Annotated in this window: 17 protein-coding genes; 10 read left to right on the forward strand and 7 right to left on the reverse strand. The window is 40.4% G+C overall.

Features of this window, described 5'->3' with window-relative positions:
* Window positions 1–39: 39 nt before the first annotated feature.
* The 3 genes from AN944_RS13470 to yjjX form a co-directional block, all read right to left on the reverse strand.
* Window positions 40–1,263 carry a cysteine desulfurase gene (locus AN944_RS13470; protein ID WP_055025144.1) on the reverse strand — a complete coding sequence of 408 codons (1,224 nt, stop codon included), beginning with the start codon at window positions 1,261–1,263 and terminating at the stop codon, window positions 40–42.
* A 156-nt stretch (window positions 1,264–1,419) separates the two neighbouring features.
* Window positions 1,420–2,460 carry an NADP(H)-dependent aldo-keto reductase gene (locus AN944_RS13475; RefSeq protein WP_055025145.1) on the reverse strand — a complete coding sequence of 347 codons (1,041 nt, stop codon included), beginning with the start codon at window positions 2,458–2,460 and terminating at the stop codon, window positions 1,420–1,422.
* Between the two features lie 80 nt (window positions 2,461–2,540).
* Window positions 2,541–3,167, reverse strand: a complete 627-nt coding sequence (gene yjjX / locus AN944_RS13480) for an inosine/xanthosine triphosphatase (RefSeq protein ID WP_055025146.1) — start codon at window positions 3,165–3,167, stop codon at window positions 2,541–2,543.
* Between the two features lie 88 nt (window positions 3,168–3,255).
* Here yjjX and AN944_RS13485 point away from each other — a divergent pair, with 88 nt between their 5' ends.
* From AN944_RS13485 to AN944_RS13495, 3 genes are all read left to right on the forward strand, one after another.
* Entirely contained in the window at window positions 3,256–4,038 is a 783-nt protein-coding gene (locus AN944_RS13485; RefSeq protein WP_055025147.1) for a ribonuclease H family protein, read from the forward strand.
* Between the two features lie 325 nt (window positions 4,039–4,363).
* Window positions 4,364–5,656, forward strand: a complete 1,293-nt coding sequence (locus AN944_RS13490) for a serine/threonine transporter (RefSeq protein ID WP_055025148.1) — start codon at window positions 4,364–4,366, stop codon at window positions 5,654–5,656.
* Between the two features lie 111 nt (window positions 5,657–5,767).
* Window positions 5,768–7,135, forward strand: a complete 1,368-nt coding sequence (locus tag AN944_RS13495) for an L-serine ammonia-lyase (RefSeq protein ID WP_055025149.1) — start codon at window positions 5,768–5,770, stop codon at window positions 7,133–7,135.
* 77 nt (window positions 7,136–7,212) lie between these two features.
* Here the strand turns inward: AN944_RS13495 and AN944_RS13500 are convergent, their stop codons facing one another.
* On the reverse strand, window positions 7,213–7,674 hold the full coding sequence (locus AN944_RS13500) for a GNAT family N-acetyltransferase (RefSeq protein ID WP_055025150.1): 462 nt from the start codon (window positions 7,672–7,674) through the stop codon (window positions 7,213–7,215).
* 104 nt (window positions 7,675–7,778) lie between these two features.
* Between AN944_RS13500 and AN944_RS21780 the strand changes: the two genes are divergently transcribed.
* Window positions 7,779–8,126 carry a hypothetical protein gene (locus tag AN944_RS21780; RefSeq protein ID WP_174567610.1) on the forward strand — a complete coding sequence of 116 codons (348 nt, stop codon included), beginning with the start codon at window positions 7,779–7,781 and terminating at the stop codon, window positions 8,124–8,126.
* Between the two features lie 206 nt (window positions 8,127–8,332).
* Window positions 8,333–9,673 carry a dicarboxylate/amino acid:cation symporter gene (locus tag AN944_RS13510; protein WP_055025151.1) on the forward strand — a complete coding sequence of 447 codons (1,341 nt, stop codon included), beginning with the start codon at window positions 8,333–8,335 and terminating at the stop codon, window positions 9,671–9,673.
* 107 nt (window positions 9,674–9,780) lie between these two features.
* On the opposite strand, the gene AN944_RS13515 is transcribed toward AN944_RS13510, so the two are convergent.
* Entirely contained in the window at window positions 9,781–10,200 is a 420-nt protein-coding gene (locus AN944_RS13515) for an META domain-containing protein (protein ID WP_055025152.1), read from the reverse strand.
* Window positions 10,201–10,369: 169 nt separating this feature from the next.
* Here AN944_RS13515 and AN944_RS13520 point away from each other — a divergent pair, with 169 nt between their 5' ends.
* The 3 genes from AN944_RS13520 (at window position 10,370) to AN944_RS13530 (ending at window position 11,638) form a co-directional block, all read left to right on the forward strand.
* Complete coding sequence (locus AN944_RS13520) at window positions 10,370–10,606, forward strand: hypothetical protein (protein ID WP_055025153.1); 237 nt, start codon at window positions 10,370–10,372, stop codon at window positions 10,604–10,606.
* Window positions 10,603–11,175, forward strand: coding sequence for a GNAT family N-acetyltransferase (locus AN944_RS13525; RefSeq protein ID WP_055025154.1), 573 nt, complete (start codon window positions 10,603–10,605; stop codon window positions 11,173–11,175). Before AN944_RS13520 ends, AN944_RS13525 begins: the two co-directional genes overlap by 4 nt.
* An 82-nt stretch (window positions 11,176–11,257) precedes the next feature.
* Window positions 11,258–11,638: a hypothetical protein gene (locus tag AN944_RS13530; RefSeq protein WP_055025155.1), complete on the forward strand. Its 381-nt coding sequence runs from the start codon at window positions 11,258–11,260 to the stop codon at window positions 11,636–11,638.
* Window positions 11,639–11,688: 50 nt separating this feature from the next.
* Here AN944_RS13530 and AN944_RS13535 read toward each other — a convergent pair whose 3' ends face one another.
* Window positions 11,689–12,249: a GNAT family N-acetyltransferase gene (locus tag AN944_RS13535; protein ID WP_055025156.1), complete on the reverse strand. Its 561-nt coding sequence runs from the start codon at window positions 12,247–12,249 to the stop codon at window positions 11,689–11,691.
* 537 nt (window positions 12,250–12,786) lie between these two features.
* Here AN944_RS13535 and AN944_RS13540 point away from each other — a divergent pair.
* Window positions 12,787–13,389, forward strand: a complete 603-nt coding sequence (locus AN944_RS13540; protein WP_055025157.1) for a flavin reductase family protein — start codon at window positions 12,787–12,789, stop codon at window positions 13,387–13,389.
* 92 nt (window positions 13,390–13,481) lie between these two features.
* Window positions 13,482–14,042: an MAPEG family protein gene (locus tag AN944_RS13545; protein ID WP_055025158.1), complete on the forward strand. Its 561-nt coding sequence runs from the start codon at window positions 13,482–13,484 to the stop codon at window positions 14,040–14,042.
* Between the two features lie 85 nt (window positions 14,043–14,127).
* Here AN944_RS13545 and metK read toward each other — a convergent pair whose 3' ends face one another.
* Window positions 14,128–15,279 carry a methionine adenosyltransferase gene (gene metK / locus AN944_RS13550; protein WP_055025159.1) on the reverse strand — a complete coding sequence of 384 codons (1,152 nt, stop codon included), beginning with the start codon at window positions 15,277–15,279 and terminating at the stop codon, window positions 14,128–14,130.
* Between the last annotated feature and the right edge of the window lie 479 nt (window positions 15,280–15,758).

Raw genomic sequence — 15,758 nt, forward strand, 5'->3', positions numbered from 1 at the left:
ACGGTTAAGCTGTAAAGGTTTAAGCGAGTAAAGGTTAAGTTATAACAGTAATTCTTTAACTTTACGAAGTGCATCGATAAATAGGTCAATATCTTGCTTATTATTGTATAAACCAATGGATGCACGACAACAGCCTTTAAGGTTTAGGTGCTGCATTAATGGCATGGCGCAATGGTGGCCACACCGAACGGCAATACCTTGCTGATCGAGTAATATGCCCACATCTTGATGATGCTCGCCAGCAAGGTTAAAAGCGACAACTCCAACATTATTAGGACCAGCGCCATAGAGGCTTATGTCACCCAACTGAGCCAGTTGTTGCTGTAAGTAGTGCAGTAAAGTTTGCTCATGTTGCTCAACCAAATCACTGGGTAAGTCACTCATAAAACTAATTGCAGCGCCTAAACCGATGACGGCAGAAATAGCTGGGGTGCCAGCTTCTAATTTGTTAGGCAAACTACCAAACTCCGTACCGTTAAAGCTGACCGTTTTGATCATTTCGCCACCCGTTAACATCGGGGTTAAGGCATTTAATATCTGGTAGCGACCATAAAGGATGCCAACGCCTGTTGGACCATACATTTTATGGCCTGAAAATACATAAAAATCACAACCAATTTGTTGAACATCAATAGCAAAGTGAGCGATGGCTTGCGCGCCATCAACTAAGGTGATGGCACCTGCTTGTTTGGCTTTTTGAGTTAATTCTATGATCGGGTTAACTGTGCCTAATGCATTAGTCACATGGGTTAGGGCGACTAATTTGGGGGCTAATGACAGCAACTGCTCATACGCATCAACATCGATCGTTAAATCATTATTGAGTGGAATTGGCTTAATGATGGCGCCAGTTTGCTTTGCCAGTTGTTGCCACGGAACAATATTGGCATGATGGGCGGCTGTATCGACCAAGATAATATCGTCTTTATCAAATTGTGCAGTTAATCCATGCGCCACCATATTGATTGACTCAGTAGTTCCATGAGTAAAGATAATTTCATCGACTCGATTGCTATTGATAAACCCTTGAACTTGGCTACGTACTGTCTCATAGTCGCGGGTTGCTCGAGCTGATAATTGATGAGCAGCGCGGTGAACATTGGCATTACTTAGTTGATAATACTGATTCACAGCATTGATGACGGACTGAGGCTTTTGGCTCGTCGCCGCAGTATCTAAATAACATAACGGTTGCCCATCAATCTGTTGAAATAGGGTGGGAAATTGGGCTCTAATCGCATCATGTTCAAAAGCTTTCGTCATTGCAAACTCACTTTATTAACGCCAACCTTAAATAACTCGCGGGGATTCAAGCATTGTCGATAAATAGAAATTGGGCTAAGCCCTAAATAGAAACGCCACGATCTTCATAGAAAGTGGCGCTTATTGCAAGTCTAGCATGAACGATTAAGCAGTTTATTAAGGGCAAGGCATTCGGTAACGTAAAGACAATTCATCAATTCTTGCCAATAATTCAGGGCTAAGGGTTACATCAAGACTGTCGATGTTTTCTTTAAGCTGATCTAGCGTCGTTGCGCCAATAATATTAGAGGCAACAAAGCGACGACTATTTACAAAAGCCAGTGACATTTGTGTTGGACTTAGATTGAACTCTCGAGCTAACTCAATATAAGCTTGGGTTGCTTCAAGTGCCATTGGGGTGGCATTGTAGCGAGCAAATCGCTTGAACAAGGTCAGTCTGGCTTTTTCTGGCCACTGGTTATTTTCATATTTACCGGTTAGCGCACCAAAAGCGAGCGGTGAATATGCCAGTAAAGGCAGCTCTTCTCGGTGACTAATTTCTGACATTCCGACTTCAAAACTACGATTCAGTAAATTATAAGGATTTTGCACGCTAACGATTCGAGGTAAGTCGTGTTTCTCTGCAAGGCGAAGGTATTGCATCAGCCCCCAAGGCGTCTCATTTGATACTCCGATATAACGCACTTTTCCTTGGCGAACGACTTCAGCTAACGCTTCTAATGTTTCAAGAATGGGGGTTTGATGTTCTTCTTCATCATGGTTATATAAAAGCTCGCCGAAATAGTTACAATTTCTGTCTGGCCAATGTACTTGATACAAATCAATTGTATCGACCTGTAATCGCTCAAGCGATGCATCAACTGCTTGATGAATATTTACCCAATCTAACGCCATATTAGGTCGGATAAAGTCGCTTTTAACACCTGCTGCAGACACTTTTGTGGCAATCACTAGGTTATCGCGGTTACCACGCTGAGATAAATATTGGCCAATAATCCGTTCTGTTTCGCCTTGAGATTCAGCTTTTGGCGGAACGGGATACATTTCGGCAGTATCAATAAAGTTAACACCGCGACTTAGGGCGTAATCGAGTTGTTCAAAAGCATCTTGTTGTGAGTTCTGTTCTCCCCAGGTCATAGTGCCTAGGCAAATCTTACTGACATCAAGACTGGTATGAGGAATGCGTTGATATTCCATTTATTTCTCCTATGGAATGCAGTTACTTTGAAGTTATCAAGCTTTTGCGTTAAACAAAAGCTTGATATTCCGTTAGCAAATTAACTGTTGAATATCTCGGCATTTATAAAGGGGGCCATTGCTAAAATAATGGCTTGGGTATAAATACTTTCTCGTGTTGCTAACCCTTGTGTTAACAGACCAATTGCACCGCCTTTTTGCTTGATGTTGTCAGTATTAAATAAACGATCCATCACATGTCCAAGCTCTTCACCTTGTTTTAATGATTGATACACTTGAGCTGGTAATGGCAGTAGTGCACTGCGTCCAATAGATATTTGCTGCTGATGAATGATGGCCATATAGGCAAAGGTGGCTGGGCCATGATCAAAATGATCAACCCCGCCTTCCATAGCGATGTAAAAGTCGGCTTTTGTTTCTGCCATTGTGTTTGCTAAGTCTTCAGACTGACAAAATTGAACACGATTAATTGCCCCCTGTTTTGTTTCTTGCTCGGTCATGGGTTGATCTGCAACAAGAGAGGGAGCATGTTTGCCAATGCAATGTATTTGGTGATGGGGGAAATATTGGCTGAAGGCGACTTTGGCGGCATTCACTTTTACTGGATTTTTAGAACCAACAATAATGGTCAGTTGTGCAATTGTTTGCTCGCCAATTGATTTTTTATCATGCAGAGGCTGCGTTTCAAGCTGAGTAGGATTTGACATAGTTTTATATTCAATTAGTTATTTTAGTAGCGGCATAAGCTACACTGATGCGCATTAAGTATCTTACGCTATTTTACAGAGAGTCATCATGGCAAAGAAGTTTTATGTTGTCTGGTCAGGTCGAGAGACAGGTATTTTTACCAGTTGGGATTACACCAAGAAGTTGGTGGATAAGTTTCCTCAAGCCAAATACAAGTCGTTCCCCACTGAGGCGCAAGCTAAAGCGGCATTTGCGGGGGCAGCCTCAAATAGTATTGGAAAGCCAGCTAGCAAAAAAGCGAGCGGTAAAAGTATCAGCCAAAGTACCAGTAAAGTAGAGTCAATTAAGACGACGAATATTGATCTTTTCAGCCATGATGTCATGGTTTTTACTGATGGTGGTTGTGAGCCAAATCCTGGTAAGGCAGGTTCAGGAATGGCCGTTTATCGTCAAGGTGAAGTGAGTGAGCTTTGGTATGGGTTATTTAATCCTAATGGCACTAACAATAGTGCGGAACTAAATGCCTTGTATCAAGCGTTATTGGTGGCTGAAAAAGCCTTAAACGATAATCAAACCGTCAAGATATTGAGTGACTCGCAATATTCCATTAATTGTATTACCAACTGGGCCTATGGTTGGAAAGCCAAAGGTTGGAAGCGAAAAGTTGCTGGTGATATTGCTAACCTTGTAGTGATACAACAAGCACACGAATTATATGACGCAATTAAAGGCCAGATTGATATTGCACATGTGGCTGCTCATATCGGCATTGAAGGTAATGAACTGGCTGATCGCATGTCCATTTACGCTATCGATCAAAAAAATACTGAATTTAGCCAATATGATGAACCTATCAATTTAACTGAGATTCTGGCTCTTAGGACAGGGTAGTCGTCATTTCCTTTCTTTGAGAGATGATAGTTGAGGCATTATGTTAAGCATGGCAATCGTTATATGGGTTATTGATTGTATAGCCTAAGCCCTGCTTGTGTGTGAGCTGCTGGTTTATTAGGTGTTATTGTATTAGGTGTTTTGTTGAGCAATTTATCTTAAAGTGTTACCAGTTAGAATAACTGATCGTACCAGTTGCGTACTTTGCTCTCAAATAGCGTTAAAATTTTTGTGAGTCGGGGTAAAAAATGACCTAGATCATATTTCACAATTTAGAATTCTATATTCTCCGTTGTGAAATTAGATACCTAATAGGGTCATTATTATGCAAAGAGATTCAATCAATGCGCAGGACGTTGCAGTTTCAGCTCACGATGAGCAAACTTCAGTAAAAGGCTGGACACGCCAAGATACGACTTGGATGCTTAGCTTGTTTGGTACCGCGGTTGGTGCAGGCATTTTATTTTTGCCTATCAATGCAGGTATGGGCGGATTTTGGCCGTTAGTGTTAATGGCGATTATCATTGGCCCAATGACGTACCTTGCTCATCGTGGTTTATCTCGTTTTGTATGTTCTTCTAAAAATCCAGGTAGTGATATCACCCAAGTGGTTGAAGAACATTTCGGTGTGAGTGCAGGTAAAGCGATCACAGTGCTTTATTTCTTTGCTATTTTCCCTATTGTGCTTATTTATGGTGTTGGCATTACCAACACTGTTGATAGTTTTATTGTTAATCAACTTGGCTTTGCTTCACCGCCACGTATTCTTTTATCTGCAGTGTTAATTATTGGCATGATGTCTGTGATGGTTGCGGGTGAAAAATTCATGCTGAAAGTGACTCAGTTTTTGGTTTACCCGTTAGTTGCTATTTTAGCTTTCATGTCATTTTACCTGATGCCAGATTGGAAGATGGACGCACTGCAAGTTGTGCCTTCTACCGGTGAGTTCTTAGGGACTGTGTGGCTGACGATTCCTGTATTAGTGTTTGCATTTAACCATTCTCCTGCTATTTCACAGTTCTCTGTTTCATTGAAACGTGAGCATGGCAATAATGCCTCGAAAAAAGCGGATGTGATTTTACGTAACACCTCCATGATGCTGGTTGGGTTCGTGATGTTATTTGTATTCTCGTGCGTATTGTCTTTAAGCCCTGCTCAATTAGCTGAAGCGAAAGATCAAAACTTAGCGATTCTGTCTTACCTTGCCAACGTTCACTCAAGCGGATTTGTTAGTTACTTTGGTCCTATTATTGCGTTCATTGCGATTATTTCTTCATTCTTTGGTCATTACTTAGGGGCAACTGAAGGTTTAAAAGGCATGATCACTAAGCAACTTCGTAGTAGCAATAAAGAAGTATCAGACGCCAAACTCAACAAATTTATTCTTGGCTTTATGTTTTTCAGTATTTGGATTGTTGCGGTTATTAACCCAAGTATTCTTGGCATGATTGAAGCGTTGGGCGGCCCTATTATTGCGGCGATTTTATACCTAATGCCAATGTATGCCGTTTATAAAGTTCCTGCATTAAAAGCTTACCGTGGCCGCATCAGTAATGTGTTTGTTGTGATTGCTGGTTTATTGGCAATGACAGCCATTTTATTCGGCCTAATGAGCTAACACTCTGATAATTAAGGCTGTTGTGTAGCATGGTTAGAGGAACAATAACGGTTCCTCTTTCTTACGGTTTTTAGTTTGCTGATAGGGTCAGTAAACGTTGAGGCAAATTATATGTTTAGTGCATTTGAAATCTTTAAGATTGGTATTGGTCCGTCGAGTTCACATACCGTTGGGCCGATGAAAGCGGCAAATTGTTTTATTGATGACTTGATTGAGCAAGGCAAGCTAACTCAAATTACTAAATTCACGGTTGATGTATACGGATCATTATCATTAACGGGTAAAGGTCATCATACTGATATTGCGATCATCATGGGATTGGCGGGTAATGAACCTGAAACGGTTGATATTGATAGTATTGAGCCTTTTATTACCCAAGTTGAGAAAACCCAAGAAATCATTATAGGTGATGCGATTCACCATGTTGATTTTCCTCGTGATGCCTTGATTTTCCATCGCTCAACCTTACCATTGCACGAAAATGGCATGACGTTACATGCTTGGATTGGCGATGAGTGTGTTTATTCCAATACTTATTACTCTATCGGCGGTGGTTTCATCGTTGAGGAAAGTGAGTTTACTCAAAGTCATTCCAGTGGCGTTAAGGTGCCTTATCACTTTAATTATGCTGATGAGCTAGTGGCACACTGCAAAGATTCAGGTTTAAGCATCAGCGGATTAATGAAGCAAAACGAGCTGTGCTTCCGTTCGGAAGAAGCTATGTATAGTGGGTTTAATCTTGTATGGAAAACCATGCAAGATGCGATTGTAAAAGGTTGTCATACAGAAGGCGTGTTATCTGGCCCATTAAAAGTGTCACGTCGTGCGCCAGCCTTGCACCGTGAATTACTTCGCTGTGAGCGAACCAGTACCGATCCTATGGAAATCATTGATTGGGTCAATTTATTTGCGTTGGCTGTTAGTGAAGAAAATGCTGCTGGTGGTCGTGTTGTGACCTCGCCAACCAATGGTGCAGCAGGGATTATTCCTGCGGTGTTGGCCTACTATGACAAATTCATACAGAAGGTCGGTGAAAAAGAATGTAGCCGTTACTTTTTAGCCGCAGCTGCTGTGGGATCGCTATACAAACGGAATGCTTCGATATCTGGGGCGGAAGTTGGCTGTCAGGGTGAAGTGGGGGTCGCTTGTTCTATGGCGGCTGCGGGTTTAGCTGAGTTAATGGGCGGTTCACCTGCGCAAGTTTGTATGGCTGCTGAAATTGGTATGGAACATAACTTAGGCTTAACTTGCGATCCCGTAGCGGGCCAAGTTCAAGTCCCTTGTATTGAACGAAATGCAATCGCATCGGTTAAAGCGATTAATTCGTCACGTATGGCATTACGTCGTAATTCTGAACCAAGAGTGAGCTTAGATAAAGTGATTGCGACTATGTATGAAACAGGTAAAGACATGCATGTGAAATATCGTGAAACCAGCCAAGGTGGTCTTGCAATAAAAGTCACCAATTTGTGTGCTTAATCGGGTTTGATTAAAAGGCTTTCTTACGAAAGCCTTTTTTGTATTTTGTACACATTGACAACAGCGTGTAGAGAACTCTACTCTTCAGCACCTTCTGCAATCTCTTCATACATCAGATAATGGCTTTGCTCCATACCTAGTGATTGATAGGTTTTTTGGGCAATGTGGTTGTCGTGCTCAACATACAATCTAAAACTCGCAGCGCCGCCTATTTCCTCTGCAAGTGATTTTACAGCTTGATAAAGCTTGGCATAAATTCCTTGGCGGCGATTTTGCGGGCGAATATAGACACTTTGGATCCAGCAGTAGTTAGTTGCGCGCCAATCACTCCATTCAAGGGTGACCATTAATGATCCCGCTATTTGACCATCAACTTCAGCGACAAGATAAAAGCCTTTTTCTGGGCTATTAAGCATCGTGCTCACGCCTTTTGTAAGACGTTCATTATCTAATGTGAGGTTTTCGGTTTCCAATGCCATCGCTTGGTTAAAATCAACTAATGCTGCTAAATCTGATGCTTGGCCTTTTCTTATTATCATTGTCCTTCCTATATCGGGAATCGTAAAAATGTTGCTGATTTTTTATTCGACTAAAGTCTAAGCTGCTATGCTTATTATTCAATGTGACAGTGCAAGAGGTTGTGATGATAAAGTCAAAATATCAATTCAGAGTTTACCGATATATCAAACATCCCAGTCGAATTAATCGAGTCAATAATCCTTGTCATAGTGTTTATCCTACTACAGTCAATGGGGCTGCACAGCCCAATATTAACCATCCGTTACACTTCCTGCTAACCTTAGCCACTTTAGGCTTATGGGCAATGGTGTGGTGGTGGCTGATTTTAAAGTCGAGAGGCGAGGAGTCAAACTGGCTTGCAGGTTTTGATGATGACTATTGGAGTTATTTAATCGAACGGGAATGTCCCCCTGCAGCTTTATATCCTGTCAAAATCGGCAATAAAGAAACGACATTTATATTTGAAGCCTAATAGTGAATTTTGAATAGAAGCTCAGTGTAAACTGACCTAGATCATCTATTAAACCTAAATAGGTATGCTAGTATGCGGCGCCGAATTTTGTCGGCCGAGTTTATTGATGGTGTCATTGTTTAACGTTGATAACGACATCATCTAGATATTCATACATCGTGACTACTAGTCAGTTACATCAATCGCAAACAAGCAAGGTTTACTCCATGTCAAAACATGCACCGTCATTTCCAAGTCGAGTTTGGTCTCGTTGGATGTCAGTTCCTTTATGGTTACAAATCCTCATCGGTATGGTTCTAGGTATTATTGCAGGGATCACCTTAGGGGATGATGCCAGTTACCTAAAACCTATTGGTACCTTGTTTGTTAATACCATTAAAATGCTTATCGTTCCTTTGGTGTTTTGCTCATTGATTGTAGGTGTTACATCAATGCAAGACACGGCAAAAATGGGCCGTATTGGCTTTAAATCATTTGGCTTTTACCTAGGTACTACGTCAATTGCGATAAGCATTGGTTTACTTGTCGGCTACGTCATGCAACCTGGCGCAGGTCTTGGACTTGAAGGTGCAAAAATTGTCAGCGAAGTAAAAGAAGCGCCGACATTGATGGATACGTTAATTAATATCGTACCTACCAACCCAGTGGCGGCATTGGCTAGCGGTCAAATTTTGCAAGTGATTGTGTTTGCTGTGGCACTCGGTATTTCGTTAGTGCTTATAGGTGAGCACGGTAAACCCGCTATTCGTGTTTTTGAAAGTCTAGCTGAAGCAATGTACAAACTCACTGATATGGTGATGAAGTTAGCGCCTTACGGTGTATTTGGTTTAATGGCTTGGGTCGCAGGTGAGTATGGCTTAGATATGTTATTGCCTTTGATAAAAGTCATTGTGGCGGTTTATATCGGCTGTGCGTTACACATTCTTGGTTTTTACAGTGTAGTACTGACGGTGTTTGGTAAGCTAAATCCGATGCAGTTCTTTAAAGGAATTGGCAATGCAATGGCGGTTGCATTTACAACGTCAAGCTCAGCCGGCACCCTACCAGCAAGTATGAAATGTGCCAGTGAAAACTTAGGGGTTAATAAGAAGATTTCTAGCTTTGTATTACCACTAGGAACCACCATTAACATGGATGGCACCGCGCTTTACCAAGGTGTAACGGCGCTATTTGTGGCACAGGCTTTTGGTATTGATTTAACTTGGGTGGATTACATTACTATTGTGCTAACTGCTACCCTTGCATCGATTGGCACAGCAGGTGTTCCAGGTGCAGGTCTAGTGATGTTAACTTTAGTACTGACCACTGTGGGCTTACCATTGGAAGGCGTTGCTATTATTGCGGGTATTGACCGTATTTTAGATATGGCTCGTACAGTAGTGAATGTATCAGGCGATTTAGTTGCTACGACGGTGATTGCTCGCTCAGAAGATGAGCTAGACGTTGAGCATTACAATGCGGATATGGAGCAATCAGCTCTTATTGCTCAGCATAACGAAGTCGATATTCAGCAAAAAGTTGCTGAAAATGTGAAAAGCAATTCATAAGTCATTATTTGAGTTTATTGAAATAAAAAAGAGTGAAGCCATGGTTTCACTCTTTTTGTATGGACTCAGCTTAATTAGCCAAGTCATGGTGCTTTAGCGTGTAGCAACTAGTCTTGCTGCTGGCTCAATACTAATAAATTAGCACCTTGTTCTGATTTTAGCAGTAATTTTCCCGATTTTGATAAAGCCACATTTGTGACCATTGGCATGGCTTTCATGACTCTAGCTTCTTGTTTCATTAATACTTCAACACAGGCCATCATACTTGTACCAGCAGGGGAAAGGGTAAGTTGTGTATCGTCTTGCTGATACTCTCCAAAGAACTGATTACAACTATTATTACCCGATAATTTACCGTCTTCTGCAAACGTAATTTGTGCTGGACTATGATTAATTACAGCTTCAGAAAGAGCAGATTCAATATACCAGCTACCTAACAAGTTAATTTCTTCAGCCTGGTGGCTGTTGCTTTGACAAGCACTAAGACCGAAAATAACCAAACAAGCGGTAATAGCGGGTTTTATCATGATGGTTTCCAATGAGATCGATAATCATCATAGTATATACTGTGTTTCAGCTAAATTTTCATGATGAAGTAGATTTAATTGTTATTCATTCTTTAAAGTCAGTGCATTAGTTAAACTTGTCGTAAAAATAGACATCTTGATATGTCATTCAGTTAATAAGAGCTATTTAATGAGTAAAATATTTAAAGTCATGCATCTGGTCGGATTATTTATGGTTGGCTGTGGCGCATATTTCTATTTATTGACAGACATGGCCAACGAAATAAATGGCATGTTATTAGTGGCGAGTCTGATTGGTATTGGGCTTTTAATTATGGCGCCTTATCCAGTTGCATTAGTTTTCGATTGGGCACAAAAGCAGCCGCAGTCCCAAGTAAAACAAGAAAGTGATAATAAAACTGAATGAAAATCCAATACCGATTAGCAACACAAGAAGACTCAGCGGAACTGGCTCGACTTGAAAAGAGCTACATGAATGATGAGCTGTCATCACCCGCAGAAAGTATGTCAGGGCAGTGTTTTTCAAAGACCGATATTAGCGAGTTAATTCGCCTCGGTTGGATTATGTTAGCTGAGATCAATGAAAAACAAACGAGTGCAGCACAAAGTCAGGCAAGTATTATTGGTTATGTGATTGCTGGACCTTGGTCATGGTTTAAATCATGGGGTATATACGCACTTGTTATGCGAAAACTATCTGATATAGAAGCGGGGTTTAGTAAGATAACGGCGCAAAATAGTTGTCAATATGGCCCCATTTGGATTCATCCTGATTTTCGTGGTCAAGGGATATTTGCGAAGTTAGTTGAAAAGCTTAGTTGTAATGTGGCCAAAAAATACCCTTATATGGTGACTTTTATCGCAGAAGAAAATCAAACTTCTTTCGCCGCTCATACTGGTAAATCTGCCATGGAAGTAGTGGATTACTTTAGTTTTCAGCAGCGTGATTACTATTTGCTGCTAATGAAAAATTAATAGTGACAAGCAGGTATGGACAAGGTTATTAATGAAGTGGTTAACCGAAGAATTTAATGTATGGCATAACAAGAGGTAAATGATGAGTGTTGAAAACTCGCTAAATCAATTTGAACAGTTATTTCTGCCGTATCTGCATTTACGTTTGTCCGCTTATGATAATGCCAAAATTGTGGTGGCAGTATTAGCATCACAAAATAAAACGTATCGTGTGGTTGAGTATGTAAGTTCTGCGCAGTTAGATACTGAGCAAGCTGTAAGCCAACATGGCCACTACCTAGTTGAAACTGACTTCGGCAATATTGGTTGTGGCCGAGCTAATGGCTATCAAGAGGCTATTCAATTAATCGATGCGCTGCAAGACGTAGATCTAAGCTCTGCAAGAGAGCTGACTGTACCAGTGTTGAATATGCAACAAGTGGCGTTTATGTGCGTAGAAACGGCGCACTTTGATCACTGCTGATACGTATTTCTCTAAATTTTCTTACTGTATCTGACTCAACTCAACTCAACTTAACTCAACTTAAGTAATGCCAAAGGTCTATCTTGGTTGTTATGCTTTTTAAATAACTGATTTATATTATTGTCTACCTCATGGGGCTTAATAAAACCGTGCTGCTGATAGAAATCGGTGAGCGAAGCTATTGCAAAAACATAACACTCAGATTCAAGCAAATTTGATTGAATAACAGACATCAATTGATGAGCGATTCCTTGGCCTCTAGCACTTTTTTTAACGACTAACCCTGTGACTAATTGAACCTCGCCAATTTTTTTTATCCTCACAGCAGCTAAAATATTATCGATTTGAAGCAGGTTCGTGTGGTTAGCTATTGGCTTATCATCAGCTTTTTCTTGGCAGCAGAGGATGACAGTGTCTTTAAACGTTGGCTTGGAGTAGGGCAAGTGTTGGCGATAGAAAAGTTTGATTACGGACCATAATTGTTGCTGCTCGCTCAAAGTCGTTTGGTAGTACTCGCCCTGAATATTGTCCGACGCTCTGACTGGCAAAGGCACTGATGACAGGCTAGAAAAGTCAGATTTACTTGCTTTGAACATATAATAGGAGTGCATTCATTTTCCTGAGTTTTATCATTGAGTCTCTTTGCCTAAGCCTAGCAACCTAAGCCTCGCAACTTAAGCAGCGCAACCTAAGCCTGTTAGCTAAAGTAGGTATGGCTTAACATCATATTGAGCATTCAGATCATAGCCTATTGCTTCAATGGGTTCGACTTATCACCTTATTTCCAATTGGTAAATTATTGCTCATTTTTAGGACGTTTCTATGCTGGTTTCTATGCTGGTTTCTATGCTGGTTTCTATGCTCGTTTCATTGCCAGTTTAACGGTTGTTATATTATTTGTTTCTTAGCTGCTTCCTTATTTTCACATATTGAAAGTGTCATTGTAGAAATTCTATCCACTTTGAGTCTTTAAAGTGCTTATTTGTGAATGTTAACAAGTTGTTTGCTGGTTAGGGCTTGTTTGAATAATTATACGGTGATAGCTTAATAACTATCTTATTTAGTTTATGATTTTCATACTATTATTTGTATCGGTTTTGTTTGAATAGGTATGTTAACTAAACGTTGAAAGCAAGTTTGAGATTTCGATGGAATTTTTGCCGCATACGTTAACCGCACAGCAAATGTATAAATTATTGATTGGTGGTATCACCCCAAGACCAATCGCTTGGGTGTCTACGGTATCGGCAAAAGGAGTACCTAATTTAGCGCCATTTTCATTTTTTACAGTGGCAAGTGCTAATCCTCCAGTGTTGTGCTTTAACCCAATGAGTACCGATAAAGGCGCAGAAAAAGACACGCTAGTTAATATACGTGAGCAGCAAGAATTTGTGATCAACACTGTCAGTTATCAAGACTTATCGGTAATGAATCAAACGTGCCATTCATTACCGCCAGAACAAAATGAGTTTGAATATGCTGGAATAGAAACCTTAGACTCAACGATTGTTAAACCAAGTCGCGTTAAGCAAGCTGTGGTCAGTTTTGAATGTCGACTCAATCAAATTGTCGATTTAGGTAATCAGCCATTAGCAGGGCATTTGATATTAGGGGACGTCGTTGCTGTTCATGTTAACGATGACGCGATAGATAATTTTAAAATAGATGCAGATCAACTTGATGCCATTGGCAGAATGGCTGGCAGTGACTATTGTTTAACGAGAGATAAAGTACAATTGATGCGCGAATAAAGCGATGTAAACGAGTTAAATAAAAGGACTATTTAATTCACACCCTTAGGGTAAGAAAATCTACTGATGAGCATTAAGTACAGGGAGAGATAATGCCACTTTTAGAACAATTTAAAAATAAACTATCATCAAAACAAAGCGATGTCTCTTTGAGCGTCGTGATAGGGGTAATCGTCTCTTTTTTAGTTGTCGCCTATGGTGCTTTAGCCAATCCGCTTGAATACACAGAGCCACAATCTTTGGTCGAAAGGCTAACAATATATGCTTATGGCTTAATCTTGCCTGCATTGGCATTTATATTTGCTGCAGGGCGCGTGCTACTAAGACGATTCAATACCACACAAACTCATATTCGCTCCGCTTTTGAGGAGTCGGAAAAAACCAGGCATCTGCAAAATGTTTTACAAAATACCTTAGAGCAATTTTGTATTGTTTTGAGCGTGTATTTTTTATGGACCTTTATTATGCCTGCTGAGTTCATGTCACTGATTGCGCTATTATCGATAGTCTTTTTTATCGGCAGAATTATATTTATCAGTGGTTATGAAAAAGGCTCCGCCACAAGAGCGTTAGGGTTTAGTTTGACATTTTATCCTTCAGTGCTCTCTGTAGGCGCTATTATTATTTATCTTTTTTATCGTACGTTCTCTTAGCCGTTTTAGTGAATTTTACCCATAAAAAAACCGTCATAAGACGGTTTTTTTGATTCTACTTTATGCGCTAGGCTAAGCTGAAAACTTATAAGCCTGCATCTGCACGTAAGATTTCAGCTTTATCAGTCGCTTCCCAAGGGAACTCATTACGACCGAAGTGACCGTATGCAGCTGTACCTTGGTAAATTGGACGAGCCAAATCTAACATAGCGGTTAAGCCATATGGACGTAATTCAAAGTGCTGGCGAACTAGCTTGATAAGTACGTCTTCAGAAACTTTACCTGTACCAAATGTTTCAATACTGATTGACGTTGGCTCTGCAACACCAATAGCGTAAGACACTTGGATTTCACAGCGATCAGCAAGACCTGCTGCAACGATGTTTTTAGCAACGTAACGTGCAGCATAAGCAGCACTACGATCCACTTTTGATGGGTCTTTACCTGAGAAAGCACCGCCACCGTGACGTGCCATACCGCCGTAGGTATCTACGATAATTTTACGACCGGTTAGACCACAATCGCCTACTGGGCCACCAATAACAAAACGGCCAGTTGGGTTAATGAAGTACTTAGTGTCTTTGTTTAACCATTGTGATGGTAAAACAGGCTTAATGATGGTTTCCATCACGCCTTCGATTAAGTCTTCTTGCGTCACATCTTCACGATGTTGAGTCGACAGGACGATGGCGTCGATACCTTTGATTTGACCATTTTCATAGGCAAAAGTAACCTGACTTTTCGCATCAGGACGTAACCAAGGTAATGTACCGTCTTTACGGACTTCAGACTGACGTTTAACCAGCTTGTGTGCGTAAGTAATAGGTGCAGGCATTAATACATCTGTTTCATTGCTTGCATAACCAAACATTAATCCTTGGTCACCTGCGCCTTGCTCTGCAGGATCGCTACGATCAACACCTTGGTTAATATCTGGAGACTGTTTACCAATCGCATTTAAAATCGCACAAGAGTCAGCATCAAAACCCATATCTGAATGAGTGTAGCCAATTTCACGTACTGTTTTACGTGTGATTTCTTCGATATCAACCCAAGCTGAAGTCGTAACTTCACCACCGACTAATACCATGCCAGTTTTAACGTAAGTTTCACATGCAACACGCGCTTTTGGATCTTGCTCTAAAATTGCGTCTAGTACCGCATCAGAAATCTGATCGGCGATTTTATCTGGATGACCTTCTGAGACTGACTCAGAGGTGAACAAGTGGTTTGCCATAGTTGGTAAATCTCGTCTTTTGGAATTTGAACGTGTAGAAGCATCTACATCTAGACGTCTATAATAATTCAAATTAGGTTTGATAACACCCCTTAGAATCAATATAAGTTAAAAATTGTGCAACCATTCAAAGATTTATAAAAACTGTAATTGCTCTGTTTTATAAATTTATTAAATTAATCTTATGAATTTTATGCTAATTCTTGCCTTTATACTGTATTGGGGAGAGATGCTAAGGTTAAAAATAAAACAATAACTTTAGTTGATGTTTATCACTTTGTTGGTTTTTTTATTCGCCGGTGGCAACAAATATTCACGGTACTTTTAATGTGATAAAAAATCTCTTAGGGCAATTTAAAATAGAAAATGTAATAGCTTAGTGGGAAAAAGTTATACAAATGTTATCGGTAACATGGTATAAAGTTGGCTAATTAATCTACGCGTTTAGTTTGCAATAGATTGTTAGATGAAAAAAAGTG

Source organism: Shewanella sp. P1-14-1 (genome assembly GCF_001401775.1).
In the GTDB taxonomy this organism is placed as follows: Bacteria; Pseudomonadota; Gammaproteobacteria; order Enterobacterales; family Shewanellaceae; genus Shewanella; species Shewanella japonica.

Coding starts and splice junctions, on each gene's coding strand:
- AN944_RS13485 (WP_055025147.1), top strand. CDS start 3,256: ATGGCAAAGAAGTTTTATGTTGTCTGGTCAGGTCGAGAGACAGGTATT.
- AN944_RS13475 (WP_055025145.1), bottom strand. CDS start 2,460: ATGGAATATCAACGCATTCCTCATACCAGTCTTGATGTCAGTAAGATT.
- metK (WP_055025159.1), bottom strand. CDS start 15,279: ATGGCAAACCACTTGTTCACCTCTGAGTCAGTCTCAGAAGGTCATCCA.
- AN944_RS13520 (WP_055025153.1), top strand. CDS start 10,370: ATGAGTAAAATATTTAAAGTCATGCATCTGGTCGGATTATTTATGGTT.
- AN944_RS13495 (WP_055025149.1), top strand. CDS start 5,768: ATGTTTAGTGCATTTGAAATCTTTAAGATTGGTATTGGTCCGTCGAGT.
- AN944_RS13470 (WP_055025144.1), bottom strand. CDS start 1,263: ATGACGAAAGCTTTTGAACATGATGCGATTAGAGCCCAATTTCCCACC.
- AN944_RS13525 (WP_055025154.1), top strand. CDS start 10,603: ATGAAAATCCAATACCGATTAGCAACACAAGAAGACTCAGCGGAACTG.
- AN944_RS13500 (WP_055025150.1), bottom strand. CDS start 7,674: ATGATAATAAGAAAAGGCCAAGCATCAGATTTAGCAGCATTAGTTGAT.
- AN944_RS13535 (WP_055025156.1), bottom strand. CDS start 12,249: ATGCACTCCTATTATATGTTCAAAGCAAGTAAATCTGACTTTTCTAGC.
- yjjX (WP_055025146.1), bottom strand. CDS start 3,167: ATGTCAAATCCTACTCAGCTTGAAACGCAGCCTCTGCATGATAAAAAA.
- AN944_RS13540 (WP_055025157.1), top strand. CDS start 12,787: ATGGAATTTTTGCCGCATACGTTAACCGCACAGCAAATGTATAAATTA.
- AN944_RS13510 (WP_055025151.1), top strand. CDS start 8,333: ATGTCAAAACATGCACCGTCATTTCCAAGTCGAGTTTGGTCTCGTTGG.
- AN944_RS21780 (WP_174567610.1), top strand. CDS start 7,779: ATGATAAAGTCAAAATATCAATTCAGAGTTTACCGATATATCAAACAT.
- AN944_RS13530 (WP_055025155.1), top strand. CDS start 11,258: ATGAGTGTTGAAAACTCGCTAAATCAATTTGAACAGTTATTTCTGCCG.
- AN944_RS13490 (WP_055025148.1), top strand. CDS start 4,364: ATGCAAAGAGATTCAATCAATGCGCAGGACGTTGCAGTTTCAGCTCAC.
- AN944_RS13515 (WP_055025152.1), bottom strand. CDS start 10,200: ATGATAAAACCCGCTATTACCGCTTGTTTGGTTATTTTCGGTCTTAGT.
- AN944_RS13545 (WP_055025158.1), top strand. CDS start 13,482: ATGCCACTTTTAGAACAATTTAAAAATAAACTATCATCAAAACAAAGC.